General features: G+C 63.5%; 23 protein-coding genes. 15 read left to right on the forward strand and 8 right to left on the reverse strand.

Going from position 1 to position 26,441, the window contains the following annotated elements; all coding sequences use genetic code 11:
- The first annotated feature begins 85 nt into the window (after positions 1–85).
- Together EKH80_RS10365 and EKH80_RS10370 are read left to right on the forward strand one after the other, a co-directional pair.
- Positions 86–817, forward strand: a complete 732-nt coding sequence (locus EKH80_RS10365; protein WP_230473594.1) for a lysoplasmalogenase — start codon at positions 86–88, stop codon at positions 815–817.
- Positions 814–2,082, forward strand: coding sequence for a sterol desaturase family protein (locus EKH80_RS10370; protein WP_126684671.1), 1,269 nt, complete (start codon positions 814–816; stop codon positions 2,080–2,082). The genes EKH80_RS10365 and EKH80_RS10370 overlap by 4 nt, the downstream gene beginning before the upstream one ends.
- A gap of 111 nt (positions 2,083–2,193) precedes the next feature.
- Here the strand turns inward: EKH80_RS10370 and EKH80_RS10375 are convergent, their stop codons facing one another.
- Positions 2,194–4,710 carry a TonB-dependent receptor gene (locus EKH80_RS10375; protein WP_126684672.1) on the reverse strand — a complete coding sequence of 839 codons (2,517 nt, stop codon included), beginning with the start codon at positions 4,708–4,710 and terminating at the stop codon, positions 2,194–2,196.
- Positions 4,711–5,033: 323 nt separating this feature from the next.
- On the opposite strand from EKH80_RS10375, the gene EKH80_RS10380 reads away from it, so the two are divergent.
- The 4 genes from EKH80_RS10380 to EKH80_RS10395 all read left to right on the forward strand — a co-directional run bounded on the left by EKH80_RS10380 (position 5,034) and on the right by EKH80_RS10395 (position 10,510).
- Positions 5,034–5,450: a DoxX family protein gene (locus tag EKH80_RS10380; protein ID WP_126684673.1), complete on the forward strand. Its 417-nt coding sequence runs from the start codon at positions 5,034–5,036 to the stop codon at positions 5,448–5,450.
- Between the two features lie 127 nt (positions 5,451–5,577).
- A complete protein-coding gene (locus EKH80_RS10385; RefSeq protein WP_126684674.1) occupies positions 5,578–7,119 on the forward strand; it encodes an amino acid permease in 1,542 nt (513 codons plus the stop codon).
- A 268-nt stretch (positions 7,120–7,387) separates the two neighbouring features.
- Positions 7,388–9,325: a M61 family metallopeptidase gene (locus EKH80_RS10390; protein ID WP_329955478.1), complete on the forward strand. Its 1,938-nt coding sequence runs from the start codon at positions 7,388–7,390 to the stop codon at positions 9,323–9,325.
- Positions 9,326–9,484: 159 nt separating this feature from the next.
- The gene (locus EKH80_RS10395; protein WP_230473596.1) at positions 9,485–10,510 is read left to right on the forward strand and encodes an HDOD domain-containing protein; all 1,026 of its coding nucleotides are present in this window, start codon (positions 9,485–9,487) and stop codon (positions 10,508–10,510) included.
- Between the two features lie 12 nt (positions 10,511–10,522).
- On the opposite strand, the gene EKH80_RS10400 is transcribed toward EKH80_RS10395, so the two are convergent.
- Together EKH80_RS10400 and EKH80_RS10405 are read right to left on the reverse strand one after the other, a co-directional pair.
- Positions 10,523–12,997, reverse strand: coding sequence for a sensor domain-containing protein (locus EKH80_RS10400; protein ID WP_126684676.1), 2,475 nt, complete (start codon positions 12,995–12,997; stop codon positions 10,523–10,525).
- Positions 12,998–13,145: 148 nt separating this feature from the next.
- Positions 13,146–14,273 carry a hypothetical protein gene (locus tag EKH80_RS10405; protein ID WP_126684677.1) on the reverse strand — a complete coding sequence of 376 codons (1,128 nt, stop codon included), beginning with the start codon at positions 14,271–14,273 and terminating at the stop codon, positions 13,146–13,148.
- 247 nt (positions 14,274–14,520) lie between these two features.
- Here EKH80_RS10405 and EKH80_RS10410 point away from each other — a divergent pair, with 247 nt between their 5' ends.
- Positions 14,521–15,807, forward strand: coding sequence for an acetyl-CoA C-acetyltransferase (locus EKH80_RS10410; RefSeq protein WP_126684678.1), 1,287 nt, complete (start codon positions 14,521–14,523; stop codon positions 15,805–15,807).
- A 6-nt stretch (positions 15,808–15,813) separates the two neighbouring features.
- Positions 15,814–16,341, forward strand: coding sequence for an energy transducer TonB family protein (locus tag EKH80_RS10415; protein ID WP_126684679.1), 528 nt, complete (start codon positions 15,814–15,816; stop codon positions 16,339–16,341).
- 124 nt (positions 16,342–16,465) lie between these two features.
- Here EKH80_RS10415 and EKH80_RS10420 read toward each other — a convergent pair whose 3' ends face one another.
- The 5 genes from EKH80_RS10420 to EKH80_RS10440 form a co-directional block, all read right to left on the reverse strand.
- On the reverse strand, positions 16,466–17,752 hold the full coding sequence (locus EKH80_RS10420) for an EAL and HDOD domain-containing protein (RefSeq protein WP_230473598.1): 1,287 nt from the start codon (positions 17,750–17,752) through the stop codon (positions 16,466–16,468).
- 78 nt (positions 17,753–17,830) lie between these two features.
- The gene (locus EKH80_RS10425; protein ID WP_126684680.1) at positions 17,831–18,277 is read right to left on the reverse strand and encodes a flagella synthesis protein FlgN; all 447 of its coding nucleotides are present in this window, start codon (positions 18,275–18,277) and stop codon (positions 17,831–17,833) included.
- 12 nt (positions 18,278–18,289) lie between these two features.
- Entirely contained in the window at positions 18,290–18,601 is a 312-nt protein-coding gene (gene flgM / locus EKH80_RS10430; RefSeq protein WP_126684681.1) for a flagellar biosynthesis anti-sigma factor FlgM, read from the reverse strand.
- Positions 18,602–18,712: 111 nt separating this feature from the next.
- Positions 18,713–19,495 (reverse strand): flagellar basal body P-ring formation chaperone FlgA, encoded by a 783-nt coding sequence (flgA, locus tag EKH80_RS10435; protein ID WP_126684682.1) that lies wholly within the window; start codon positions 19,493–19,495, stop codon positions 18,713–18,715.
- Positions 19,492–20,802 carry a methyl-accepting chemotaxis protein gene (locus EKH80_RS10440; protein WP_126684683.1) on the reverse strand — a complete coding sequence of 437 codons (1,311 nt, stop codon included), beginning with the start codon at positions 20,800–20,802 and terminating at the stop codon, positions 19,492–19,494. Before EKH80_RS10440 ends, flgA begins: the two co-directional genes overlap by 4 nt.
- A 161-nt stretch (positions 20,803–20,963) precedes the next feature.
- Here EKH80_RS10440 and EKH80_RS10445 point away from each other — a divergent pair, with 161 nt between their 5' ends.
- The 7 genes from EKH80_RS10445 (at position 20,964) to flgG (ending at position 26,439) form a co-directional block, all read left to right on the forward strand.
- Positions 20,964–21,887, forward strand: a complete 924-nt coding sequence (locus tag EKH80_RS10445) for a chemotaxis protein (RefSeq protein WP_126684684.1) — start codon at positions 20,964–20,966, stop codon at positions 21,885–21,887.
- 192 nt (positions 21,888–22,079) lie between these two features.
- Positions 22,080–22,493: a flagellar basal body rod protein FlgB gene (gene flgB / locus EKH80_RS10450; RefSeq protein WP_126684685.1), complete on the forward strand. Its 414-nt coding sequence runs from the start codon at positions 22,080–22,082 to the stop codon at positions 22,491–22,493.
- Positions 22,493–22,921 (forward strand): flagellar basal body rod protein FlgC, encoded by a 429-nt coding sequence (gene flgC / locus EKH80_RS10455; protein ID WP_126684686.1) that lies wholly within the window; start codon positions 22,493–22,495, stop codon positions 22,919–22,921. Before flgB ends, flgC begins: the two co-directional genes overlap by 1 nt.
- Before the next feature lie 2 nt (positions 22,922–22,923).
- Positions 22,924–23,601: a flagellar hook assembly protein FlgD gene (locus EKH80_RS10460; protein WP_126684687.1), complete on the forward strand. Its 678-nt coding sequence runs from the start codon at positions 22,924–22,926 to the stop codon at positions 23,599–23,601.
- Between the two features lie 49 nt (positions 23,602–23,650).
- Positions 23,651–24,877, forward strand: coding sequence for a flagellar hook protein FlgE (locus tag EKH80_RS10465; protein WP_126684688.1), 1,227 nt, complete (start codon positions 23,651–23,653; stop codon positions 24,875–24,877).
- Between the two features lie 15 nt (positions 24,878–24,892).
- Positions 24,893–25,633, forward strand: coding sequence for a flagellar basal-body rod protein FlgF (flgF, locus tag EKH80_RS10470; RefSeq protein ID WP_126684689.1), 741 nt, complete (start codon positions 24,893–24,895; stop codon positions 25,631–25,633).
- Between the two features lie 20 nt (positions 25,634–25,653).
- Complete coding sequence (gene flgG / locus EKH80_RS10475) at positions 25,654–26,439, forward strand: flagellar basal-body rod protein FlgG (RefSeq protein ID WP_126684690.1); 786 nt, start codon at positions 25,654–25,656, stop codon at positions 26,437–26,439.
- Positions 26,440–26,441: the final 2 nt, after the last annotated feature.

Below are 26,441 nucleotides of genomic sequence, written 5' to 3' on the forward strand. Positions count from 1 at the left end.
GCTTCCTGCGTTTCAAACGGGCGCGCCGCCGCAAGGGCGGCGCGCCCGGCTATGATCGGCGGACACGATCACACAGGAACGATGCATGTCCGCAGTGTCTTCCAGGCATATGCCATTGGCATCGAACAGGGGATTCGCGCTTGTCGCTGTCGTAGCGGCCGCAGCGATACTCGGTTCGCTGTCCACGCACGGCGGCGCAGATGGGTGGCATTGGTTGCACTGGGTGTGCAAGCCGCTCGCCACGCTGCTGATCTTCATGCAGGCCTGGCAGGCTGGGCAGCCCATATCCATCGCGTATCGGCGGCGTGTGTTGTTCGCCATAGTGTTTTGCCTGCTGGGCGATGTGCTGCTGATGCTGCCGCAGGATCTGTTCGTACCTGGCTTGATCAGTTTTCTGCTGGCGCATGCATGCTTCATTGCAGCATTGAGCAGCGACGTGCGGTTTGCGGCGCGCTGGCAGCCCTGGCTCGGTTGTCTGGCGTTCGGGGCGGGCATGACGGTGCTGCTGTGGCCAGGAATTGCTCCGGCCATGCGGGTGCCGGTGCTGGTGTACATCTGCGTACTGGCCACCATGGCTGGCCAGGCCCTTGGAAGGGCGGTATGGCTGAAAGCGCAGGGTGATGTCCGGGCTGCCTCCGCTCGCTACGCCAGTGCCGGCGCCTTGCTGTTCATGGCCAGCGACGGCCTGCTTGCGTGGGATCGATTTCGCACCGCGCTACCATGGGCGGCGCTATATATACTGGCGACGTATTATGCGGCGCTGTGGTTGCTGGCCCGTTCGGTCGAACGCGGTTGCGTGGATAGGGGTGGGCAATGATTACTCCGGAACGCATCATGGCCTGGGCGATACCGGGCTTCTTCGTATTGATCGGCCTGGAACTGCTGGTGGCAAAGTGGCGTGGCCGCGACGTTTATGACAGCAACGATGCGATCAACAGCCTCGGGTTGGGCATGCTGTCGCAAATCGTCGGCGTGTTCACCAAGCTGTTCGCGATCGGCATCTACGCCTGGTGCGCGGCCCATCTGGCGCCATGGACCCTGCCGGCCAACAGCGTGTGGGTATGGATCAGCGGCTTGCTGCTGTATGACCTGCTTTACTACTGGCTGCATCGATTCGGGCATGAAGTGAATGTGTTGTGGGCCGCGCATGTGGTGCATCACCAGAGCGAACGCTACAACTTGACCACGGCGCTCCGCCAGACGGGCAGCGGTTTCCTGCTGGGCTGGCTCGCTTATCTGCCGATGGCGCTGCTTGGGTTTCCCACCGAAGTGTTCGCGGTCGTCGCGCTCATCGACCTGCTGTACCAGTTCTGGGTGCACACCGAGATGATCGGCCGGCTGGGCTGGTATGACCGCGTGTTCTGTGCGCCTTCCAACCATCGAGCGCATCACGCGGTGAATGATCGCTACCTCGATCGCAACTACGGCGGCATCCTGATCATCTGGGACCGCCTGTTCGGCACCTTCGTCGAAGAGAACGATGAAGACCCTCCGGTCTATGGCACGCGTGCACCGCTGCAAAGCTGGAATCCGCTGTGGGCGAACGTGGAAGTGTATGGGGCCATGTTCAAGGACAGCTGGCATGCGCGCCATGGGCTGGACAAGCTGCGCGTGTGGATCAAGCCGCCGGGTTGGCGTCCGGCCGACGTTGCGGCACGTTTTCCCAAGCCTGAGTTCGAGCTTCATCATGCACGCTACAGCCCGCGGATTTCGCCAGCGCTGAAGATCTATTGCATCGTGCAGTTCGCGTTGCTGCTGTTGCTGGGGGTGAATTTTCTTGACGTGGCGCCGAAGCTGGCCTGGGCGCCGGCGACGGCTTACGCGGTGTATCTGGTGTATAGCTTGTGGGCGCTGGGTTTCTTGCTGGAGGGGCGACAAGTTGGCGTGTGGCTGGAACTGCTGCGCACCGGGGGCACGGCATTGCTGGTAGCCATCGGTGGGCATTGGTTCGGCGTCGCGCAGTTGGATGCGCGGATCACCGTCGCGATGGCGACGGTGTTTGGGCTGGGTGCAATAGCGCTGTTGCTGGTGGCGAGCTTTGAGCGTCGCCACGTGGATTCCACCCGGCCTGTGCTTGGTTAGCCTAACGACGCCGCTTCAGCAAAACGTGGCGTGCTCTCTCATGGCCGTCATTCCCGCTTTCGCGGGAATGACGGCAAGGTAAAACCGGGCATTGCGGAGGCTGCGGGCCCTCTAGAACTTCACCCGAAACTCCGCCCCATACATGCGAGGCCTCGTGATATAGGCATACGGCGTACCCAGCACCGACTGCGATACCGTGCCAAGCCCGATCACATAGCGTTGGTTGAACGCGTTGTTGACGAACAGGCCTACGCCCCAGCGCCCGCTGTTCGCCGTCCAGTCGATCCTGAAATCGGTGCGCTTTTGCGGGGCGTTGAGGTTGAAGTTGGTGGGCAATGAGCATTTGCCCTGGAAGACCGAGGCGTCATTGCAGCGCAGGGGGCCACGGAACCCGTAATTGGCATTCAACGTGATGCTGCCGTTGGCGATGTCATGCCAGCTGTACGAGCCGCTGAGGGAATAGGAAACCTTGGGCTCGTCCACAGGTTGCCCGGACACGTTTGCATATTCGATCTGCCCGGCGCCGCTCAGGCCGATCGGCACATCGGCGTGCAGATAGGTTGAATCGATGTAGCCGCCGTTGAAAGCCAGTCGCAGGTTGCCGATGGGCACCCATTCCACTTGCAGGTCCAGGCCCTTGGCGGCCTGATTGGTGTTGCTCACCTGGTACTCCGGCACGCTGAGCCCCTGGCTGGACGGGATCAGCGTCAGGGTCTGGCGGTTAGTATAGCGGTAGTAGTAGGCCGAGGCATTCACCAGCAGGTTCTGGTCGGGGAACGTGCTCTTGACGCCGGTCTCGAAGTTCCACACTTTTTCCGGCGCGAATTCCGCACCCGGCTCGGTGCCGTCGAAACCGCCGGCCTTGTAGCCTTTGGCCAGCGAGGCGTAGCCCATTACCTCGGGGGTGAACTTGTAGTCGAGCACGAAGCGCGGGCTGGCATCGTTCCAGTTCGCGCGCCTGGTCACCAGCTGATTCACCGCGGTGCTGAAGATCTGGTTCTGGGTAAGGATGTTCAACAACTGCTGCGCGGTGACTTTGCCGCCGGTTAGCAGCGGCACCAGGTTCAGCAGTCCGGCTGCCTGCATCTGCGCCAGCGTGGCGTCAAGTTGCGGTGCGGAGCGCGGCGGCGTGAACCAGCTGAAGTCCTTTACATCGTGGGTCAGGCGCAAGCCCACCGTGAGGTTGAGCTTGTCGTTGAGATGCCAGATGGTGTCGCCATAGACTGCGGTCGCACTGAAGCGGCCGGTGTTGTAGATCGTTTCCGTCCATCGATCACCGAGCAGGTTGTACGGCAGCCCGAACGACTCAAGGGCCGAATTGAAATAGCCGAAGATCGTGCCGGTGGGCGTGTACTGCTTGCCGATGCCGGTGTTGACGGCGAGCGTGTCAAAGGTATCGGTGTTGACGCGCGCCAGGCTCGTCTGGTCGGCGTGCTCCTGGTAATAGCTGGCACCGGCCACCCAGTCGAGCAGGTCGTTGTTGCCGCTGAACTTGAACTCCTGGTACCAGGTATGGCCCATGCCGATCACGCCGGTATTGAGGTATTCGGTCACCTGCTGCAGACCGGTGCCATTGTCGATATGCGACATGCTGTAGCTGGTGAAGTTGGTGGTCGAGGTGAAGCTGCCCCAGCTGAAATTGTGGTCGACGGCCAGCGTGGCGTCGTTGTAGTTGCGCTCCTCTCGGCCATCCGTTGCGCTGTCGTAGAACGGCGCGTGGAACGGGTTGTAGAACGTGGCCGGATTGGCGGGGAAGGGCGCGCGTTGCTGCAGGTTCGCCGACGACACCGGGACCAGGCCCATGTCGATGCGTGATGGCTGCCTTACGCGATCGTGGTCGTAGCTCAGATGCACCTGCGTGTCCGGCGTGATGTCCCAGCGATAGACCGCGCGCAGGCCCCATTCGTCATCCTTGCCATAGTGCTGGCCGGTGGCGGCATCCTTGAGCCAGCCGTTGCTTTGGTTGTCGACCACGCTCAGGCGTAGTGCCATGTCCTTGTTCAAGGGCAGGTTGATCCGTGCGTCGCCATAGCGCTTGCCGTAGTTGCCCAAGCGCAGGCGTGCATCACCCTCGAATTTGTTGGTCGGCTCGTTCGTGATGATGGAAATCGCGCCGGCAGCGGTATTGCGGCCGAACAGGGTGCCTTGCGGGCCCTTCAATACCTCGACGCGGGCGACGTCGTTGAAGGCCATCAGCGAGCCGCCGCTGCGTGTCTGGTAGACGCCGTTGATATAAACGCCCACGGCCGAGTCGGTGCCGATGCCGAAGTCGTCGGTTTCGATGCCGCGCAGGCGATAGGTCGGCTGCGTTGCGTCGGTGTCGTCCACCACCAGGCCTGGTACGAACAGGCTCATGCGGCTGAGATCGGTCGCTGCTACAGCGTCGATCTGCTTGCTTGTGACGATGCTCATGGCAATCGGCACGTCCTGCATTTCCTGCGTACGGCTCTGTGCCGTCACGGTGATTTGTTCGAGCTTGCTGGAGCGGGTCGCGGAAGCTTGTTGCGGGCTTTGTGACGCCTGAGCGGTGGCGTCCTGCGCCGTATCGGGCTGGGCTGCGGCTGCAAGCGGCGCAGCCCAAAGCGCACAAGCGATCCAGGAGGCAAGCCTCCTCTTGCGAATAAGCATTTATTGTTCCCCGTAAGTAATGTATTGCCGCGACCATGCCGTGGACCCCGCCGGCGGCATGGATACGCACAAGTATGTTCAGTTGCCGTGACTGTGCGTGAATAGGTGCGCCGCAACAAGTGTCGGACGTCAGCTTGGCGATCAATACGAATCGGGTGTTTGGGTAAGCTGCCTACGCAGCGCTGTGAGGGGATTCGGGAAAACCGTGCCTGGGCGAGTTGGAACATAAGGCCGTTTGTTCCATAGTGAGCGCCAGAGGGTCCGCCTGGCCTGGCGCCGTCCATCGAGCCAGGTGGGTATGTTGTTCTCCCAGGAGAATGATCATGCGCTACACACAGCTGTTCGATCGCTACAGGGACGTTCTGCTACTGGTCGCCCGCATCCTGCTGGTCACTCTGTTCGTGCTGTTCGGCTGGGACAAATTCCTGAACTTCTCCGGCACGACCTCATACATGGAATCGGTAGGGCTGCCGTTTGCCACGCTTGCCGCAGCCAGTGCGTTGATCATGGAGCTGGTGGTGGGGGTGGCCATCGTGCTCGGCTACTACACGCGGCCACTGGCCCTGCTGCTTGCCCTGTACACCTTGATCACCGCCCTGATCGGCCACCGGTTCTGGGTGCTGACAGGCGGCCTGCGGCTGGACACGATGATCCATTTCTACAAGAACCTGAGCATCGCCGGCGGATTGCTGCTGCTGTGCCTGTCCGGGCCGGGCAAGTTTTCGATGGACAAGCGTTAGGCCTCGTCGCGGGCGTCTCTCTGGGGTTGCACCGCAACAAGACAAACGTCGTCGGATAGCCCTTCCGGCAGCCGTACCGCCCGTCCGCTTTCGCTATGATCGGCGCTTTCGTCTGGGAGAGTCGCCGATGAGTGTCCTGAGCAGGATGCTGCGCCACAAGTCCGTCGAACAATTGCAGGCCGAAGCAGGACGGCGTGGCGATTTCCGCCGCGTGCTGGGTTTGTGGCAGCTCACCGCCATCGGCATCGGTGGCATCATCGGCGTCGGCATCTTCGTTCTGGCCGGGCAGCAGGCGGCAGCGAACGCAGGGCCCGCCGTGGCCCTGAGCTTCATCATCGCGGGCATCGGCAGCGCGTGTGCGGCGTTGTGCTACGCCGAGTTCGCCGGGCTGATTCCGGTTACCGGCAGCGCCTATACCTACGGCTATGCCGTGCTCGGCGAATTCGTCGCCTGGATCATCGGCTGGGATCTGTTGCTGGAGTACGCGCTGGTCGTGGCGGTCGTGGCGATCGGCTGGTCCGGCTATGTCCAGGTGCTGCTTGGCTCGGCGGGCATCCACTTGCCGGTATGGGCGCAGCAGAGCATGAGTGCGCAGACCATGGAGTACTACCTGCAGCAGCTACTGGGCGCGCACGGCGCGCAGGCCATCGCCGGGCCAAGCGATGGACACCGCTTCAATGTGGTTGCCGCAGGTGTATCGCTGTTGGTGGCGGCGCTGCTGACGATTCGCACGGAGTGGGGGGCGCGTTTCAACACGTTAGTGGTGACGATCAAGGTGATTGGCGTACTGCTGGTCGTGCTGGTTGGTGCCTTCTATGTGCACGCGGTGAACTGGCAGCCGTTCATTCCCGCTCGCATCGTCGATGCACAGGGCGTGGCGCATTTCGGTTGGGCCGGCGTATTGACGGGTGCGAGCGTGGTGTTCTTCGCAGTATTCGGCTACGACACGCTGACCACGGCGGCGGAGGAAGCGAAATTCCCGCAGCGCGACCTGCCACGCGCGGTACTGCTGTCGCTGGCGGTGGCGATGGTGCTCTACATAGCGGTATCGCTGGTGCTTACCGGTGTCACGCATTACAGCCATCTGGGTGGTGATGCCTCCGTATCGCAAGCGTTCGAATCGATCGGCCTGCACTGGTTGAGCGTGACGATCGCCGTGGCCGCGGTGATCGGTGTTACCAGCGTGCTGTTCGCTTTCATGCTGGGTGCCGCGCGCATCTGGTTTGCGCTGGCGCGCGACGGCCTGTTGCCGACCTGGTTCGCGCATATCCACCCGCGTTTTGGCACGCCGGCGCGGCCGACGGTGATCCTCGGCGCGTTCACCGCGTTGGTGGCCGGCTTGCTGCCGATCGGCGAAGTGGCCGAACTGGTGAACATCGGCACGCTCAGCGCCTTCATCATCATCTGCACAGCGGTGCTGGTGCTGCGCATTCGCAAGCCGCAGGTGCCGCGCAGCTTCCGCGCGCCGGTGCTGGCGCTGGTCTCGCCGCTGGGCGTACTGTTTTCGCTGCTGCTGATTTTCGGCGTGCCGTGGCCAGGCGCTGTGGGCTGGCAGCGCATCGGCGGCCTGCCGGGGATCACCTTCGAGCGTTTCATCCTCTGGATGGCGCTGGGTTGCTTAATCTACTTCGGCTACGGTATGCGGCACAGCCGGGTGGAGCAGAAGTAGGTACAGCGCGCCGCAACAGCCAATAACTGCACTGCGGCATCAACTTCGTTAGCCATTCCGGCGAGGATCGGAATGGCCGACCGAAGATTTAGGCAAACCGTGGGTATCGCACGCGTAAAATGCGCAACAACGTGACCTCTGGCAGGGGATGTCGCGCAGGGTCTTCGCTCTACCATCGCCGGCAATCCGTCCCATCGAGGCGGTGATCGTGCTGCTCTTGCGTCCTTGCCAGTCACGGGCCAGGGCAGCGCCTTGCCGGAGTTGTCGAGTGAAGTCCAAAGCCCTGCGTTTGAGCCTGATCGCCGCCGCCGTCGCGGCAGCTTGTTGCTTGTCGACCATCGCCGCCGCACAAGCGGAGTTTTCCGGCAACGTGCCGGCACCGGTCGATCAGCCTTACTCGGGCATGCTGACGGTCAACGTCGATCTCACTGATGCCGGCAAGCGCATTTTCCGCGCGCACGAAACCGTCCCGGTGCAGGCGGGAGCGCTCACGCTGTTGTATCCGAAGTGGATTCCCGGTGAGCACGCGCCGTCCGGACCGGTGGCGAACGTATCGGGCTTGATCATTCGCGCCAATGGCAAGCAGCTGCCGTGGCGCCGCGACCTGCGCGACATGTACGCGATCCATGTCGACGTGCCGCAGGACGCGAGCCAGCTCGATCTCGACTTCCAGTTCCTGTCGCCGGGCGAAGGCGAGGGCAGCAATTTCGGCGCCAGCGTTTCGACCTCGCCTGATCTGGTGGACATGGAATTCAACCAGGTCGCGTTCTATCCGGCGGGCTACTACACGCGGCAGATCCAGATCCAGCCAAGCGTGCAGCTGCCGCAAGGCTGGAAGTTCGGCTCCGCCCTGGCCGTGGACAGCCAATCGGGCAACACCATTCGCTTCAAGCCGCTGAGCTTCAACAACTTCGTCGACTCGCCCCTGATCGCCGGCGCGAACTTCAACCGCGTCGACCTTAGCCCCAAGGGCAGTGCTCCGGTGTACTTGAACGTGGTGGGCGATGAAGCGAAGGATGTGAAGCTCACCGACAAGCAGCTGGAGCAACAGCGCAACGTGGTGACGCAGACCAATCTGCTGTTCGGTGCGCACCACTACGATCATTACGACTTCCTGCTCACCCTGTCGGACCATACCGGACACTTTGGGCTGGAGCACCACCAGTCCAGCGACGATCGTCTGCCGGCCAATTTCTTCACCGACGAGGACATGCACCGGGTAACCGCCAGCCTGATGCCGCATGAATTCGTGCATTCCTGGAACGGCAAGTTCCGCCGTCCGGCGGATCTGTGGACGCCCAACTTCAACCAGCCGATGCAGGATGATCTGCTGTGGGTGTACGAGGGCCTCACCGATTACTGGTGCGGCATCCTCACCGCCCGCGCCGGCCTGTGGACGCCGGAACAGTATCGCGATTCGATCGCCAGCATCGCCGGCGAAATGAGCTATCGCACCGGTCGTGCGTGGCGCCCGCTGCAAGACACCGCCGATGCCGCGCCGCTCACCTATTACGGTTCGGAAAGCTGGATCAACCGGATCCGTGATACTGATTTCTATCCCGAAGGCCAGCTGCTGTGGCTCGATGTCGATACGAAACTGCGCGAACTGAGCAACGGCAAGCGTTCGCTGGATGATTTCGCGCACGCCTTCTATGGCATGGACAACGGCAGCTATGTCACCAAGACATACGCCTTCGACGACGTGATCAACACGCTCAACCAGGTGCAGCCGTTCGACTGGGCGAAATTCCTGCGCGATCGCCTGGACTACACCGGGACGGAACTCCCCGAGCACGGCATCGAGCGTGGCGGCTGGAAGCTGGTGTTCAATGACACGCCCAACGCCGAGGAGAAGGTGTGGGAAGGTATTCGCCACGGCGCGAGCCTGGCGTATTCGCTCGGCCTGGCCGTCAGCCAGAAAGGCCGCATCGGAGACGTGCAGTGGAACGGGCCGGCATTCAAGGCCGGCCTGGTGCCGAACCAGACCATCGTCGCGGTCAATGGCCGCGACTTCTCCACCGATGCGCTGAAGGATGCGGTCACGGCCGCCAAGACTTCGCAGGCGCCAATCGAGCTGCTGGTGAAGAACGTGGACGTGTACAGCACCGTGAAAGTGGATTACCACGAAGGCTTGCGCTACCCGCACCTGGTGCGGGCGGATGGCAAGGATTTGATCGGGGCGATCGTGGCGCCGCGCAACAAATAACGCGGCAAGCGGCTTTGTAGGCTGGGATGACAATCCCAGCTTGCCATGTATGCGGCCCCGCGATGCTGGGATTGTCATCCCAGCCTACGTGTTGGCCACCCATCAAGCCCTGTCCATCCCTGCCGATAAGCTGTCCCATGGGGACCAGCTAGGCCGGATATGAGTGGATTCTGGAAGCGACTGTTTGCAGGCGAAGCACCGCCACCGAAAGAGCGGGCTCGTTTCGGCGTGGTGCTGCCGTGGCCGGAGGAATGCGCGCCCCAGGAGCCGGTCCCGGCGCTGAGCAGTGCGGACATCCAGGACTGGTTCTACCGCCTGGTGCTGGGCATGCCCAGTTCCGAAACGGATCAGCTGCGGCTGCAGGAGCAGGTGATGTTGCGGCGACTGGACGAGTTGTGCGGCGGCGATCGCTTCGATATCTCCACCTTGCCGCGCCTGCCGGAGGTGTTGCCGCAGCTGTTGCGCCTGCTCAAAAGCGAGCACTCCGACGGCACCAAGGTGGCCCGGCTGATCGGCCGCGACCCGGTACTGGTCGGCGAGGTGATGCGGGTGAGCCGCAGTGCGCATTATCGGACCGCGCGCACGATCTCCAGCTTGCAGCACGCAGTCGTGTTGCTGGGCCATGATGGCCTGCGCCAGATGGTGACCCAGCACGTGATGAAGCCGATCCTGCAGGCCAGCGCGGGCATGCTCGGTCACGCCGCCGGGCAGCGCCTGTGGGATCATGCGGAACGCTGCGCGCACGCCAGCACCTATCTCGCCCGCGGACAGGGTGACCCGTTCGAAGCGTATCTCGCCGGCATCGTCTGCAATGCGGGAGTGGGTGCGATGATCCGCGTGCTGGACCAGGAGGCGCCGCCCACGCTCGGCGTTTTCAGCCGCTCTTTCCTGATCGGCTACACCCATCTGGCGAACCATCTCACCTTGCGCGCAGCCAAGCACTGGGAATTGCCGCCCAACGTGATCGTGGCACTGCGCGAGCGGCTGGATGTCCGCGCCAAAGCCCCGGTGACCGAATTGGGCAATGCGCTGCTGGCGGCCGATCACCTGGCGATGGTCCAGATGCTGGCTGACAATCACGTGATCGATCGGGCGACGCCGCCTGCATCGGTGCGGGCGGATCGCTTGCCGGAGGTATTGGTGGATCGCGCGCAGCAGGAGTTGCGCAGGGTGTTCCGAGCGTAGTTCACACGGTCATCAGTCGCCGTTCACCACGAGTCGCTCCTCGAACTTCTCCGCCGGCATCGGCGCGCCGAACAAGAAGCCCTGCATATGCGAGCAGCCTGCGTCGCGCAGGAATGCGCTTTGCACCTCGGTTTCCACGCCTTCGGCGATCACGTCCTTGTTGAGGCTGCGCGCCATGCCGATGATGGCGCGGGTGATCGCCGCGGTTTCCGCGTCCTGGGTGATGTCGCGCACGAAGGCACGCTCGATCTTCAACGCATCGACCGGAAAATGCTTGAGGTAGGAAAGGCTGTTGTAGCCGGTGCCGAAATCGTCCAGAGACAGCCTGACGCCGCGTTGGCGGATACGCCGCAGCAGGCGGATGGTACCGTCGCCACCGCTCATCATGATGCGTTCGGTCAATTCCAGCTCAAGCAGCCGCGGGTCAAGGCCCGTCTCGTTGAGGATGGCGTCGAGCCGTTCGTAGAAGCCGGCGTACTGGAACTGCAGGGGCGAAACGTTCACCGAGATCGCGATCGGATGTCCATCGCGTTGCCAGCTGCGCGCCTGTAGGCAGGCTTCGCGCAGCGCCCAGGTGCCGATGGAAACGATCAGGCCGGTATCCTCCGCCACTGGAATGAACTGGTCCGGCGTGAACAGCTCTTCGCCGTTCACGTGCAGGCGCAGCAGCGCTTCGGCACCGACGATGTGGCCAAGCTTCGCGTCCACCTTGGGCTGGTATTGCAGCAACAGTTCGTTGTGCACCAGCGCATGGCGGAGCACGTTTTCGATGCGCTGGCTGGCTGCGGTACGCTGGCTCATTTCCGGTGCGTAGAAGCAGTAGCCATCGCGGCCCTGGTTTTTTACTTCGTACATGGCGGCGTCGGCGGTGCGCACCAGCGCATCCGGCTCGATCCCGTCGCGCGGGAACAAGCTGATGCCGATGCTGGCGCGGACCTCCACGGGCGGCAGATTCGGCACCTGTGCCTGGGCGCAGGCATCCAGCAGCTTGCGCGCGAAGCTGGCGGCCTCGTCCGCGTCATCCACGCGCGGCAGCAGCACCACGAATTCATCGCCGTTGTAGCGGAACGCCATGTCCTCGCTATCGTGCAGCACACTGCGAATCTGCTGTGCCACCGCCTGCAAGAGCTGGTCGCCCACGCCGTGGCCAAGCGTGTCGTTGACGCGACGAAAGTGGTCGAGGTCCAGATAGAGCACGGCGCACTGGCGATGGCGCTGCGTCGCCATTGCCGTAGCCTGTTCGATACGCGCATACAACAGGCTGCGATTGGGCAGTCCCGTGAGCGTGTCGTGCTGGGCCAGCTGGATCATCTTCAGCGCCAAGGTGCGGGTTTCGCTGATGTCGTGGCAGACCAGCACCCCGCCGGTGACATTGCCGGTGTGGTCGTGGATCAGGGCGGAAGAGGTCTCGATCGGCGTCTCGAAACCGTTGCGGTGGAGCAGGATCGCGCGGCCGCTGAAATCCACGCTGGCATTGCGCCGCATCGCATGGCGTAGCGGGTTGTCGAGCGGCTGGCGGTCGTTGATGTCGCGCAGGCGGAAGACATCATCCAGCGGACAACCCTTCGCGTCGGCGCTGGACCAGCCGGTCATGGCTTCGGCGATGGGGTTGAGCGAGGTGATGTTGAGCGCGACGTCAGTGGTGATCACCGCGTCGCCGATCGAATTGAGCGTGACCTCCGCCAGCTGGCGTTCGCGGAACAAGGCATCCTCGTACTGCTTGCGCTTGGTAATGTCCTGGACCTGGCTTACCACGTAATTGAGCTGTCCGGAGTCGCTGCGCACTTGCGAGACGCTGACCAGCACATACACGGTATGGCCGTCGCGATGGAGGTAGCGCTTTTCCGTCTGGAACGCCTCGCGCCGGCCATTGATGATCTGCGTGGACAGTGCCTCGCTCAGCGGCAGATCGTCCGGATGCGTCACGTCGCGCCAGGTCATCGTGCGCATCTGCGCCTCACTGTAGCCGAGCATGTTGCACAGGGCGGCATTCACGCGCTGATAGCGGCCGTCGGGAAGGATTAGCGCCATGCCGATCGAGGCGTGCTGGAACGCCTGCGAGAAGCGCTGCTCGCTTTCGCGCAATTGCTCTTCCAGCGCATGCCGCTCGGTGATATCGGTGAACACGGTGAACACGCCGCGCAAATGCCCCTGTTCGTCGCGATCCGGAGTGAAGCTGCCGTGTACATAACGGTGCTGCATACGATCGAACAGCTGGCCTTCGTAGCTGGAGGCATGGCCACCCAAAGCCTGCAGCAGGGCGGCGCGAATACGCAGGTAGCTTTCCGGATCCAGCACTTCGCTGACCGGCTCGCCCACGATCCGGGTCGGATCAAGGCCGAACCAGCGGCGGTGCGCTTCGTTGGCGAACACGAAGCGTTCGCGCGTATCGACATAGGTAATGAGCGCAGGCACGCTCTGCACGACGTGTGCTAGCAGATCCGGATCTGACGGATCGCCTTCGACGGGGTGCGTCAGCTTGGGCATGCGATTCCGATGCGCTCGTGTGTTCGCACATCATGCGCCGGACACAGTGCCAATTGCACCCTCCCGCTGGCTCGGCTTTGGGACCTTCCTGTCAGGCCGGGAGGCTGGAGTGGATCCTCGCCGATGGGAGGTCGTATTGCGCGCCAAATCAATGCAATGCGGCGGCGGGTGCGCCCAGCAGGCCTTGTTCGTCGAGCTGGATACGGCCCATTGCATGCAGATCGCTGCTTGCGCCAAAGCGGTCAGCCAGCATGGTCACCACGGCGCCGAGAGCTGTCGGTTGCACGGGATAGGCATGGGCAAGCACCTGGGCGCGCCTGGCCGGGCCTGCTTGCGCCACCGTCACTGCCACCACGCCGAGGCCGGCCGCTTCGTGCGCGAACAGGGCCGGTGCGCCGTAGGCAGGATCGGCCTCGGCCAGGGTCTCGGCGAGCCAGCCGGGTCCGGCGAGCAGGGGTTCGCCTTCCAACTGCAGCGGCAGGCCATGCGCCTCAAGCAGTGCAGCGTATTGGCGCAGTTCGAACACGGCGCCGGCGAAAGCATGCTCGCGCTTCGGCGTTTCGCTGCCCTGGGCGGCAAGCCAGCGTGCCGGCGATTGCATCCGGACCTTGCCGTCGGCATAGCGCAGCGCCAGACCACGCGCGCTCAACGTGGTCTCCGGCTGGTACGGCGTCAGCATCGCCGCTTCCAGCAATTGCCACAGCGGGGCCAGATTGACGTGTTCATACTGCACACAAGTGAGCGCCAGCAGATCGTTGCGGCTGAGATAGCGGGCGTGTTGCAACTGTATGCCGAAGCTGCGCATCAGCCAGTCGGCGGTGCGCGCTCCGGCCTCGCCGCGGCCGACCAGCTCGACCTCCAGGCGTTCGGACAGAGCCTCCGCCAAGTCCTCCGGTGCAAGCAGGCTCAGTGGAAGCAGGCGCATGGGGCCGTCGGCATAAGCGGAGTCGGGCTCCAGCGGCTGCGCCGGCATGCGGCCTTCGTGATGGCCGAAGGCCACCACGTTTTCGAGCTGGCCGCGCGGCACTCGGCGCGCCAGCTCGTCCAGGGTCGCCCACACCGGAAATCCGGGCCGCAGCAGTTCCACCGCGTCGAACACGGCCCCGCCCAGGCTGAGCCGCGCCTGGGCGACCTCCGGCAGCAATGCGTGCAGGTCTTCGGCCACCAGTGCGGCCAGTTCGGCGGCTTCATCGCGGCTTAGGCTGAGACGCTGCGGCCGCTCGCCGGGCGACAGTTCCAGGGCGAGGACGGCGTGCAACGGGATGGTGGGATTCATGGGGGCGGGGAGCAGGCAATGGGGAACGGGCAGCGTGAGGTCCAGCGCGACGCAAGGACTTCCCGAAAAATCAAATGCTGTAGATCTAAGGACGCGAAGCATAAAGCACAATCGGACCTAGGCCTCATGTTCCCCGATCCCAGTCCAAATCCCAACCCCGGCTGATTCAAACGCTCGCACGGGCTTTCGCCAGGACGCCGAGCGGGTTAGCCTTGCTGAATCGATGTATTGGGACCCATTCAAGGCTATGGAAAACACGCAGCAGCGCGTTGGCGTCGTCGGCGGTGTACGCATCCCGTTCTGTCGCAACAACACTGCCTATGCGGACGTCGGCAACTTCGGCATGTCGGTGAAGGTGCTGGGCGCGCTGGTCGAACGCTTCGGGCTGCACGGCGTGGAGCTGGGCGAAGTGGCGATGGGGGCGGTGATCAAGCACTCCTCCGAGTGGAACCTGGCCCGCGAGGCCCTGCTCAGCTCCGGCCTGGCCGCGACCACGCCGGGCATCACCACCGCCCGGGCCTGCGGCACTTCGCTGGACAACGCCATTCTGGTTGCCAACAAGATCGCCGCCGGGCAGATCGAGGCCGGCATTGCCGGGGGTTCGGACACCACCAGCGATGTACCGATCGTCTTCAGCCAGCGCCTACGCAAGCGCCTGCTGGCGGTCAATCGTGCCAAGACGCCGTTGGACAAGCTGAAAACCGCGGTACGCGGTTTTTCAATTCGCGAGTTGAAGCCGTCGTTTCCCGGCGTGGCCGAACCGCGCACCGGCATGTCGATGGGCGAGCACTGTGAAAAGATGGCGCGCGAATGGCACATCGGCCGCGATGCGCAGGATCGCCTCGCGCTGGACAGCCATCGCAAGCTGGCGGCAGCCTATGAGGCCGGCTTCTTTGACGACCTGGTCGTGCCGTTCCGCGGCTTGAAGCGCGACGGCTTCCTGCGTCCAGATACCAGTATGGACAAGCTGGGCGGCTTGAAACCGGCCTTCGACAAGGGCTCCGGCCATGGCACCCTCACTGCCGGCAATTCCACCGGCCTGTCCGATGGCGCAGCAGCCGTGCTGCTCGCCAACGAAGCGTGGGCGGCCAAGCGCGGTTTGAAGATCCAGGCCTATTTGCGCGACGCTGAAGTGACCGCAGTGGATTTCGTGCATGGCGAAGGCTTGCTGATGGCGCCCACGATCGCCGTGCCGCGCCTGCTCAAGCGCAACGGTCTCACGCTGCAGGATTTCGATTACTACGAAATCCATGAAGCCTTCGCCGCACAGGTGCTGTGCACGCTGCGCGCCTGGGAATCGGCCGATTACTGCAAGCACCGGCTGGGCCTTGACGCGCCGTTCGGCAGCATCGATCCGGCCAAGCTCAACGTGAACGGCTCCAGCCTCGCCGTGGGCCATCCGTTCGCCGCCACCGGTGCGCGTATCGTCGCGACGCTGGCGAAAATGCTCGAACAGAAAGGTTCCGGCCGTGGCCTGATTTCCATCTGCACTGCCGGCGGCATGGGCGTAGTGGCCATTCTCGAACGTCCTTGAGTCCTTATGCCACGTCTACGTATTACTGCCACCCTGAGTCTGCTTGCGCTGGTGATCGGCGCGGCCGCTACCCAATGGCTGAGTGATCAGACGGCGGGACGTGCCACCCCACCGGAGACGGGGCCGCGCATCGCAAACATTCATCTGTTGCGCCGCGGCCACCTGCACGCCAAGGCTACGATGGCGTTAGTGCGTCCTCGCTACGTCCCGGCACGGGGTGAGCTTGCCGCAACACCCGCCGCTCCCGTCGGCTACTCCGCTACGTTGCAGCCGATAGCGACGCCCATGTCATCGTTGCCCACGGCGCGGATGGAAGATCATGCCGTGGGCAACGTGGTGCTGCACCTGACGGTCGACGGACAAGGACAGGTCACAGCCGCCACGGTCGCGCAATCCAGCGGCGATGCGATCCTCGATACGAACGCCATGGACCTCGCGCGGCACTGGCGCTTTGCGGTGCCGGCGGATCATCCACAGGGCTTGAGCGGCGATTTGCCGATGCGCTTCACGGGTGAGTTGGCGCAGGCTCAGTGACGCTTGCACGAGCGGCACTGATCTCACCAGCGGAGAGTCACGTGGAAAGCAGCTGAGGCGGCAATCCCGGCAGCGAGCGGGTTGCGCGCATGGCAATGCCGGGGTTTGCGCCCCAGGCTACGCTTCAATGCGGCCGCTGCTCCGCAAACGAATACACCTGGTCCGCCCATTGCGTTGCCGCGAAATACGCGCTGGCCATCTTACGGATGTCCTGCGGCTGCATTTGCGCGCCCCTGAGGTCGCCGGCTTCCCAGGCGTAGACCTGTTCGAGCAGCGGTGCGAATGGACCGCGTTCTTCCACCAGCGCATCGCGAATCTCCGGCGCCAGCGGCAGATGACTCAACACGAATTCCATCGGCGCGCACAGCAGCGTATCGAGCAATGACAAGAGCCCTGCCATGAAGGCCATTTCCTGTTGCCCGGCCGGCATACCTTGCGCGAGCTTCTCGCACATGTGCGCGCGGATCAGCGCGGTGCGCAGTAGCTCCGGCGGGCGATCGTCGGTGCTGGCCAGCGACATGGTGTAGATCCAGTTGCGCAGGCGCGCCACGCCGAAGAAGATCGCCGCCTGCTGGATCGACTTCAATTGCCGAGGCAATGCGAAGTAGGCGGAGTTCACACAACCCAGCAACTTGTAGCTGAGCACCGCGTCGTCACGGATGATTTCGCCCAGTTCCACCGGACCGGCGTTGCTGTCCTGCAGGGCGCCCATCAGGCGCAGCATGCTCAGTCGGCTGGGGGTGAGTACGGGTACTTCGATCTGCTGGGGTACCAGCAGATGGCGACCCTGGATCGCCTGGAACGGCAGCGCCCTGCAGCGCGCGTAAGTGGCGTGGTCGTCGACGTTGCCGGCGATCACGCCGATTCCTCGCTCGAACAATTGCCGGCTGCGAGTGGCCAGCGTATCGGCGTCAAGCGCCTTGGCATCGAGGCGCACGTAGCTCGCCAGTCGCAGCAGTGGCTCCAGCGGGCCGTGCGGTTCGCTGGAGGCGGGATCGAGGTCGCCGAGGTCCAGTAGCAGCGGGCACTTGCGCAAGGCGAGTTGCTGCAGGCGCGGCAGTACTGCCGCATCGCGCACGTGGATCGGATGCATGATCACGCCCAGGCGCGGCGTATGCGCCAGGATGTCGGTCTCTTCCAGTAGCAATTTGCGCGGCAGGCGCATGAATGCGCGGTTGCCGCGCACCAAACGGGTGATCGCGCCGTCGGTGATGCCGGAGAGCACGCCGCCCACCAGCGTGGTGTCGGCATCGGTGCCGGCGCCCTGTCGGTAAAAAACGAGTTCGTAGGCGAACAGCTCTTCCTCGAGGTCCAGCATCGGACTACGCACCACCGGCAGCAGCATGTCGCTGAGCACGTTGCCGTCGTTGTTCGAGGGCCTGGTCGCCGATTCAACTGTACTCGTCATCATGGCAGGGGTACCAAACTTGAGGGTGAAGCGAGTGCTACGAGCCGGTCGCCTGCAGGCAGCACGATCGGAGAAATTCGTCTATGCCTGCGCGAGCTGTACGGACCGGTGCGCCTCCCGCAGCGATCCGTTCTGTCCGTAAGTGCGCTCTTGCGTGGCATTGCCGGTAAGCACGGCAAGCGCGCGCCGTACCTGTGTCAGGCGCTGGCCCACCAGCGCGCCGTTGTGTTGATTCTGGTCGCGGCAAACCGCCAGCGATTTCAGCAATTCCTGCCATCGCGCCTCTACCTGTTGCGCGGCTTCGGCCGAAGTACTGCAAAGGTGCAGGCGTTCGACGTCAAGCTGTTCGAGCCGGCGCATCAGCATCTGCTTGGCTTCGCCGGCGCGGTTGAGCGCTTTGGCGTCGGCGACGTTGAGCGCTTCGCGTTCTTCGTCCAGGACGGCAATGAGCTGCGAGGTGGTCGCACCCATTTCATCCAGGACGGCGCGCAGCGCGGCACCGAGTTCAGCCTGCAGGTTCGGGCTCATGGCATCGATTTCTTACTTCTTGCCGCCGATCTGGCCTTCCAGCGAAACGAGCTTGCTGGCGATGGCGTGCGGGTCGACCTTGTAGGTGCCGGTGGCCAGGGCATGTTTGATCTGCTCCACCTTCTGGGTATCGATCGGCGCGTGGGCACTGCTCGCCTGCTGCAGGGCACGGGCCGAATCGGTCAGCTGCACGCTGTCGCTGGCCTGCGTGGCCGGGGAACCGGCGGAGGGCGCAGCCGTGGTGGCCTGCGCGGCGCCGTTTTCCGCGCTGGTCGTCGTAAGCGGGAGTTGCGGCAAGCCGTTGGACGAGATTGTGGTGTTCATGGTTCTTGGCGTTCTCTCGATATGCCTTACGGGGGGTATCGGCATCCTCCCGGAAAACTTTAAGGGCTAGCTCAAAGGCCGATCGCCTGAAGTATGTCGATTCGTACCCGCTTAGGGGAGGGCCTGCACGCGGCCTTCCCCGATCACTACGCCGTTGACGATCCGGCCGGAGTTGTCATTACGGACCCTCAGGCGGGCGCCGGTGTCCCCGCCGTCCAGGGCCATGCCCCGGGTTCGCACCTGAATGCCATCCAATTGCGCGACCAGCTCGACCTCCTCGCCGGAATGCACGGTCTGGCGGCCGTTGAAGTCCCCCGGTTCCAGCACCACGCCGGCGATCAGCGGCCGGCCGAGCGAATGGCCCAGGATCTGGTCAAGGCTTTCGATATAGCCATAGCCTAGCCGTGCCACGTCGCGCTCCTCGGTGCGCACATCGCCGGCGGCTGGCATGTCGCCACGTGCCAGCGGGTGGTTGGTGACCAATACGTTGCGGAAAACCTGCATCTGCACCGGCACCTGTATGGTCCAGCCCTTCGCGTCGGGGCAGCTCACCGCTACGGCCACGCGCGAGGGCGTGCCCTGGCGTGCAGGCAGGCGCGTTTGCAGCGCCTGCGGACAGGCGGCCAGGTGCAGGCGTGGATTGAGCGGGGTGGGCACGATGACGACGCGGCTGCCGGCCGTACCATATTGCGCGCGGACGGCCTGTTCGGCGGCGGTTCGCAGGTCGGCAGCAGTGGTATCGGCGTGGGTGATGCTGGCGAATGCCAGTAGCAACGTCGCGGCGAACGCCGCCCGTGTAGGCTGGGATGGCAATCCCAGCTTTCTTCGTGGTCGGCTGATGCTGGGATTGTCATCCCAGCCTACGCGCTTCGATTGGGCGCGCATGAGCATCATGCCCCATCGCCCGCCAGGATCGCCGCCAACTGGCTGTTGATCAATTCACGCTCGCTCTCCAACTGGTTGGACATCTGCGCCGCCAGTTCGAATTTCCCGCTGCCGAGCAATTCCATGAAGGTTTCGCCATGCTCGCGCAAACGCGCGGCGGATTCTTGCAGGCTCGCGCTGGAAGCATGGCTGCCCCGCCGCGTGGCAAGCCGGTCGATGCTGCGCTTCAGTACCTCGGTGTCGAACCAGCGCCGGTCCAGCGACGTGGGCTCCTGCAGCGCCAGCTCCATGCTCTGGCGCAAGCCGGTCACCGATTCGCGCACGGTCAGGCTGAGGCTGGCGATGTCGCCGCCGCTTTCGCCTTCCAGCCAGCCCAGGCACAGGCGATGGGCCAGCGCCGCGGCGCGGCCCAATGCCTCGCCGTGACGGCGCGTTTCGTATGCGCGGCGCTGCAAGGCACCCAGCGTCGCTTTCAGAGTAGTGGCGCGCACCTGCGAGGCGTCCTGGCTATCGCGCAGCGAACGCAGGCGTCCGCCCGCGTCCTGCAATGTTTCGCTACCTTGCTGCAAGCTGCGCTCGGTAGCCGTGACGCCAGCCTGAGCGCGTTCGAGCCGTTGCAGGCTCTGCTGCACGTTGCCGTTCATCTGCAGCGAGAATTCGCCGATCGAACTGGTGACCGTTTCGATTTCCGCCGTGGCGTGGGCGGTTTTTTCCGCCAGTTGTTTCACTTCGTCGGCGACCACGGCAAAGCCGCGGCCGGCGTCGCCCGCGCGTGCTGCTTCGATGGCGGCGTTTAGGGCGACCAGATTGGTCTGGTGGGCAATGTCCTGCACGCTGGTGGTGAGCGCGCGGATCTGCGCCACCTGCTCGGTCAGCAGGCTCTGGCTCTGGTTCATGGCGGACAGCGCGCTGCGCAGCAGGCGTAGCTGGCCGTTGAGCTCGCTCACATTCGCCGCGCTCTGCTCCCCGGCCCCGGTTGCCTGCTCGATGCAGCTCTGGGCCTGCAGCAAGCTGGCCGACATCCCGGCGCTGCCATCCGTCAACTGTCCGACGCTGTCACGGCTTTCCCCGATCGATTGCTCCAGCGCGGACTGCTCGCGGTGCACGGTCTGCGAATGAGTCAATACCAGGCTCTGTTGTTCCAGCGACTGCAGGGCCACCGCTGCCGGCGCGCGCGGCGCAAGGCGCGCGAACATCGGTGCGAGCAAGTTGGCCGCGGCCGGATGCTTGCGGCTGAGCCGTGCGACTTCGGCCTCGTTCCCGGCGAGTGCGGCTTGGATCAGGACGGCCACGGGCTGGCTGCGGATCAGGCTCATAGACAAAAGCGTTCCGTTGATGGGTTTCCAGACATCGGCGGGAAAAGTCGAAAGTTGAGGAAGCAAAGCGTGTGCCACAGCTTTTTTTACATAGGCAGACGCCTCAAGTCGGCTGCCCCCCAGCCGATAGATGCATGTCTCCATCGCTATCCAGGAACTGCATGAGCACCGCCACCCTGCTGGACAGCGTGGAAAGCCACACCCGGCTGGCCGGTCACAATCGCGTGGCGATGCTGCTGTTTCGCCTGGGCGACCGGCAACTGTTCGGCATCAACGTGTTCAAGGTGCGCGAGGTATTGCGCAAGCCGGCGATGGAAAAGCTGCCGGGCATGCACGTATGGCTGGCGGGGAGTTTCGACTACCGCGGAAAGACCATCCCGGTGATCGACCTAGGGCTGGCGATGGGCTATCCGCCGCTGGTCGAGCTGGCTAGTGCGCACGTGGTGGTCACCGAGTTCAGCCGCTCCATGCAGGGTTTCCTGGTGGCGGATTTCCAGCGCATCGTGCATTGCAGCGGCGAATCGCTGGAAGCGCCGTCCGCGGCGCTCGGCTTCGGCAACCGTGTCAATGCAGTGAGCCGTATCGACGGCCAGCTGATGGCGGTGATCGACGTGGAGCACGTGCTCGCCAGCATCGATGACACGGTGGCAGAGATTTCGCCGCATCTGCAGCAGGCAGGACAGCGAAACCCGGGTTTGTGCCGCATCATGGTGGTGGACGACTCCGTCGTCGCGCGCGGGCGGCTGATCAACCTGTTCAAGCAAATGCACATCGACTGCGTGATTGCCCAGGACGGGCAGGAGGCCCTGGATTTGCTCTCCAACATGGCGCAAGGCGATGGCGAAAGCGTTGCGCTGGTGGTCTCCGATATCGAAATGCCACGCCTGGACGGTTATGCCTTGACGCGCGCGATTCGCGAAACCCCCGCGTTGCGCCCGCTCAAGGTGGTGCTGCATAGCTCGCTCAGCGGCATATTCAATGAAGCGCTGGTGCGCGAAGTCGGCGCCGACCGCTTCATCGCGAAATTCCAGCCCGATCTGCTGGCGATGACGGTGCTGGAACTGATGGGTCCGTCAACAAATTGACGGTGGATTCGCCGCGGCGCTGATGTCGGGAATCCGTCCTTAGCGCGCCGGTATAACGTCGCATGCCTTGCGCGCGCGCCGCGCACATGCGCGAAAATGGCTGTGCCATGCGGTTTTCATCGCATCGGCAAACGGTGGCATGCAACTTGCTCAAACACCTCGCAGGCGGCTATCGCCGCGGGGGTTCATGGCATGAGCAACATTCTCGACAACGTGTTCGGCTTGAGCGGCCAGGCGCTGGATGTATGGCAGCGCCGTTCCGAAGTGATCGCGTCGAACATCGCCAACGCCGATACGCCCAACTACAAGGCGCGTGACGTCGACTTTCGCGAGGTACTGCAGCAAGCGAGCGGCGAGGACGATGCTTCGAAAATGCTGGAACCGCGCACGCCGACGCCAGGTCAGGTCGCCGCCACGAACCAATCCTTGGACGCCTTGAAATACCGTGCGCCGCTGCAGCCGAGCATGGACGGCAATACCGTCGATGCACAGGTCGAGCAGTCCGCGTTCGCCAGCAACATGGTGCATTACCAGGCCAGCCTCAGCTTCATCAACGGCACGATCCAGCAGTTGCGCCTGGCCATCAATGGTGGAGGACAAAACTGATGTCCCTGATGAAGGTTTTCGATACGGCCGGGTCCGGCATGGCCGCCGAATCGCTGCGACTCAACACCGTCGCCAGCAACCTGGCCAACGCCAACAGCGTAAGCAGCAGCCCCGATACCGCCTACAAGGCGAAGGAGTTGCTGTTTGCTCCGTTGCTGCAGCAACAAGGCGGCCCCGCCGCAACGACCGATTCCACCAGTGTCGGCGTGCACATGGCGGGTGTGACCGAAAACCAGCAACCGGTGGAATCGCATTACGAGCCGGGCAATCCGATGGCGGATGCGAATGGCTTCGTCTATGGCAGCAACGTCAATCCGATCGACGAGCTGGTGAACATGATTTCCGCGTCGCGTTCGTACCAGAACAACGTGGAAGTGATGAACACCACCAAGCAGTTGATGCTCAAGACCATCAGCCTGGGCAGTTGAGCATGAATGCCATTAGCACCTTCAGTCATTCCGTCTCGGGCCTGAGCCTTACCGGCAGCACGGTAACCAGCACGCCGAGCGGTACGAGCATGACGCAGTCGGATTTCCTGCAACTGCTGACCACGCAGCTGAAGAGCCAGGATCCGACGAAGCCGATGGACAACTCGCAGATGGCCGCCGAGCTGGCACAGTTCGCCCAGCTCGGCACGCTGCAAAACATCCAGAGCGGCCTCACCGGTTTGAGCAGCAATCTCAGCAGCGACCTGCAGACCTCGCAGGTGCTCAGCTCGGCAAGCCTGGTCGGCCGCCAGGTGCTGGTGCCTTCCAGCACGCTTGCCTATAGCGGTAGCACGGTAAACGGCGCGGTGAACGTGAGCACCGCGAGCGACGTGGTCGTCAGTATCAAGGACAACAGCGGCAACGTGGTCAACACCATCGATCTGGGGCCGCAGCAGGCCGGCCTGGCGCAGTTCTCATGGAACGGCAAGGACAGCAGCGGCAACGCCGTAGCCAGCGGCACGTACACGATCTCGGCCAGCAACGGCGGACGTAGCGCGCTTCCCACGTACGCGGCCGGCGAAGTGACCGGCGTCGGCTATGGCGGCAGCGGCACTGGAACGTATTTGCAGGTAGCTGGCATTGGCGGCGTGCCGCTGGGCCAAGTGGTACAGATCAACTGACGCGCAGGCTTGTCGCCGGCATCGTCATCATCCAGGGGGTAGCAAGAACATGGCACTCAATCAGGCGCTCAGTGGCATCAATGCGGCCCAGTCGCAGTTGAACGTCATCTCCAACAACATTGCCAATGCGGGCACGGTGGGTTTCAAAGGCTCCACCGCCCAATTTGCCGAAGTCTACGCGGTCACCGGCCTCAATCTCAGTTCGGTGGCCGTGGGCAGTGGCGCTGAGCTCACCGACGTCGCCCAGCAGTTTTCACAGGGCGACCTCGAAACCACCAACGGCAGCCTCGACATGGCGCTGAGCGGCAATGGCTTCTTCATCGTCAACAACGGTACCGGCAACCAGTACACGCGCGATGGCGCGTTCCATGAGAACGCCGCCGGCTACGTGGTGACCGCAGACGGTTCCAATCTGCAGGTTTATCCGCCGAACCCAACGGGTGGCTTCAACACCAGCACGCTGACCAATCTGCAGCTCAACACGGCGCAGAGCGCGGCAACGCCGACCAGCACCATCACGGTGAGCTCGAACCTGCCGGCGGGCGCCGCGGTGCCGGCCAACACCCCCTTCAATCCGACCGATTCCACCACCTACAACAATGCCTCGACCCTGACGGTGTACGACTCGCAGGGTGGTTCGCACTCGGCAACGATCTACTACGTCAAGAGCGCCAACAACAGCTGGAACGCGCACCTGTACATCGACGGCAACAGCGCAGGTACGGCGGCGATGAACTTCAGCACGGCCGGCGCGCTGGTCACGCCGTCCAACGGCAATCTCAGCTTTACGCCGGTGCCGCCGACCAATGGTGCCAGTTTCCCAGCCACCATGACGTTGAACGTGACCAACACCACCCAGTTCGGCACCGCCTACGCGCCCGGCACCATCAACCAGAACGGCTTCCAAGCCGGCGTGCTGGACAACGTCACGATCGGCACTGACGGCGTTGTCACGGCGATCTATTCCAATAACCAGACCAGCCAGCTGGGCCAGATCGCGGTGGCCAACTTCGCCAACTTGCAAGGCTTGCAGCAGATCGCGAACAACCGCTGGGTGGGGACGCAATCGTCAGGCACCGCGGTGCTGGGGACGGCCAGCGTCGGCCAGTTCGGCAACATCGAGCAGGGCCAGTTGGAAACCTCCAACACCTCTGACACCACCGCGCAGCTGGTCAACATGATCCAGGCGCAGCAGGACTACCAGGCGAATTCACAGATGCTCGGCACGGTGAACTCGTTGTCGCAGTCGCTGTTCCAGGCCGTCTCCCGCGGGTAATCGAGTCAAAAGCGCATGGACCGTCTCGTCTACATTGCCATGACCGGAGCCACGCAGACCATGCGTGCGCAGGATGCGGTGAGCCACAACCTGGCCAACGCATCCACCGTGGGCTTCAAAAGCGAGCTGAGCGCATTTCAAAGCGTGCCGGTGCTCGGCCCGGGCGCCAACACACGCATCAATGCGGTGGCTCAAGGCGTGGGACAGGACCAGGCGCAGGGATCGATCCAGCACACCGGCCGTCAGCTTGATGTCGCGGTGAACGGCCCGGGCTGGATCGCGGTACAGGCGCCGGACGGCAGCGAAGCCTACACACGTGCGGGCGATCTGCAGCTCGGCGCCGACGGCAGCCTCAGCGACGCGCGCGGCAATCCGGTGATGGGCGCGGCGGGTCCCGTCACTGTTCCCGACAGCGCGCAGATCGCCATCGGCAAGGACGGCACCATTTCGACGGTACCGAAGGGACAGGGGCCCGGCACCATCGCCGCAGTCGGACAGATCAAGCTGGTCAATCCGGACCCCACGCAGATGGCTGAGGGCGCCGATGGCCTGATGCACATGAACGACGGCAGCTCCGCCGATGCCGACAGCACGGTGACGTTGACTTCGGGTGCGCTGGAAGCCAGCAACGTCAACCCCTCCACGGAACTGGTGAAGATGATCTCGCTGTCGCGCCAGTACGAAATGCAGGTGCGTTCGCTCAAGACCGCCGAAGACGACGCGGACGACAGCACCAAGTTGCTGCAGAACAGTTAACGCCTATCACGGAGCAGCCCATGTTCTCTTCCCTCTGGATCGCCAAGACCGGCCTGGATGCGCAGCAGACGCAGATGGACGTGATCTCCAACAACCTGGCCAACGCGAGCACCACCGGCTTCAAGACCTCGCGTGCCTCGTTCCAGGACCTGATGTACCAGAACGAAGGCCAGCCCGGCAGCCAGACCACCCAGCAGACGCAATCGCCCACCGGCCTGTTGCTCGGTACCGGCGTGAAAGTGGTCGGCACCGAAAAACTGTTCACCCAAGGCGCGATCACCCAGACCGGCAACTCGCTGGATGTGGCGATCCAGGGCGACGGCTTCATTCAGGTGAGTTTGCCGGATGGTACGGTCGCTTACACACGCGATGGCTCGCTGCACGAGGATTCCACCGGCCAGATCGTCACGGGCGACGGTTATCCGCTGGTGCCGTCGATCACCCTGCCGGCCAACGTCAACAGCATCACCATTGGCACCGATGGCACCGTCAGCGCCACCAGCAACGGCTCCACCAAGCCGACGCAGATCGGCGTGATCCAGCTGGCGAACTTCGTCAATCCCGCCGGCCTGCAGCCGATGGGGCAGAACCTCTATCTGGAAACCCAGTCCAGCGGCACGGCCCAGACCGGGCAGCCCGGCCTCAACGGCATGGGCACGCTCGCGCAAGGCTCGCTGGAATCCTCCAACACCAGCGTGGTGGCAGAGATGGTGAACATGATCGAGGCCCAACGTACCTACGAAATGAACTCCAAGTCGATCAGTGCCGTGGACGACATGTTGCAGTTCGTAATCAACAAGACCTGATG

The sequence above is a fragment of the Dyella choica genome, from assembly GCF_003977665.1.
Lineage (GTDB): Bacteria > Pseudomonadota > Gammaproteobacteria > Xanthomonadales > Rhodanobacteraceae > Dyella_B > Dyella_B choica.

What these genes read in the sequence shown, in the direction of transcription:
- EKH80_RS10365 (WP_230473594.1), top strand. Translation starts at nt 86, where the DNA reads ATGTCCGCAGTGTCTTCCAGGCATATGCCATTGGCATCGAACAGGGGA.
- EKH80_RS10370 (WP_126684671.1), top strand. Translation starts at nt 814, where the DNA reads ATGATTACTCCGGAACGCATCATGGCCTGGGCGATACCGGGCTTCTTC.
- EKH80_RS10375 (WP_126684672.1), bottom strand. Translation starts at nt 4,710, where the DNA reads ATGCTTATTCGCAAGAGGAGGCTTGCCTCCTGGATCGCTTGTGCGCTT.
- EKH80_RS10380 (WP_126684673.1), top strand. Translation starts at nt 5,034, where the DNA reads ATGCGCTACACACAGCTGTTCGATCGCTACAGGGACGTTCTGCTACTG.
- EKH80_RS10385 (WP_126684674.1), top strand. Translation starts at nt 5,578, where the DNA reads ATGAGTGTCCTGAGCAGGATGCTGCGCCACAAGTCCGTCGAACAATTG.
- EKH80_RS10395 (WP_230473596.1), top strand. Translation starts at nt 9,485, where the DNA reads ATGAGTGGATTCTGGAAGCGACTGTTTGCAGGCGAAGCACCGCCACCG.
- EKH80_RS10400 (WP_126684676.1), bottom strand. Translation starts at nt 12,997, where the DNA reads ATGCCCAAGCTGACGCACCCCGTCGAAGGCGATCCGTCAGATCCGGAT.
- EKH80_RS10405 (WP_126684677.1), bottom strand. Translation starts at nt 14,273, where the DNA reads ATGAATCCCACCATCCCGTTGCACGCCGTCCTCGCCCTGGAACTGTCG.
- EKH80_RS10410 (WP_126684678.1), top strand. Translation starts at nt 14,521, where the DNA reads ATGGAAAACACGCAGCAGCGCGTTGGCGTCGTCGGCGGTGTACGCATC.
- EKH80_RS10415 (WP_126684679.1), top strand. Translation starts at nt 15,814, where the DNA reads ATGCCACGTCTACGTATTACTGCCACCCTGAGTCTGCTTGCGCTGGTG.
- EKH80_RS10420 (WP_230473598.1), bottom strand. Translation starts at nt 17,752, where the DNA reads ATGATGACGAGTACAGTTGAATCGGCGACCAGGCCCTCGAACAACGAC.
- EKH80_RS10425 (WP_126684680.1), bottom strand. Translation starts at nt 18,277, where the DNA reads ATGAGCCCGAACCTGCAGGCTGAACTCGGTGCCGCGCTGCGCGCCGTC.
- flgM (WP_126684681.1), bottom strand. Translation starts at nt 18,601, where the DNA reads ATGAACACCACAATCTCGTCCAACGGCTTGCCGCAACTCCCGCTTACG.
- flgA (WP_126684682.1), bottom strand. Translation starts at nt 19,495, where the DNA reads ATGATGCTCATGCGCGCCCAATCGAAGCGCGTAGGCTGGGATGACAAT.
- EKH80_RS10440 (WP_126684683.1), bottom strand. Translation starts at nt 20,802, where the DNA reads ATGAGCCTGATCCGCAGCCAGCCCGTGGCCGTCCTGATCCAAGCCGCA.
- EKH80_RS10445 (WP_126684684.1), top strand. Translation starts at nt 20,964, where the DNA reads ATGAGCACCGCCACCCTGCTGGACAGCGTGGAAAGCCACACCCGGCTG.
- flgB (WP_126684685.1), top strand. Translation starts at nt 22,080, where the DNA reads ATGAGCAACATTCTCGACAACGTGTTCGGCTTGAGCGGCCAGGCGCTG.
- flgC (WP_126684686.1), top strand. Translation starts at nt 22,493, where the DNA reads ATGTCCCTGATGAAGGTTTTCGATACGGCCGGGTCCGGCATGGCCGCC.
- EKH80_RS10460 (WP_126684687.1), top strand. Translation starts at nt 22,924, where the DNA reads ATGAATGCCATTAGCACCTTCAGTCATTCCGTCTCGGGCCTGAGCCTT.
- EKH80_RS10465 (WP_126684688.1), top strand. Translation starts at nt 23,651, where the DNA reads ATGGCACTCAATCAGGCGCTCAGTGGCATCAATGCGGCCCAGTCGCAG.
- flgF (WP_126684689.1), top strand. Translation starts at nt 24,893, where the DNA reads ATGGACCGTCTCGTCTACATTGCCATGACCGGAGCCACGCAGACCATG.
- flgG (WP_126684690.1), top strand. Translation starts at nt 25,654, where the DNA reads ATGTTCTCTTCCCTCTGGATCGCCAAGACCGGCCTGGATGCGCAGCAG.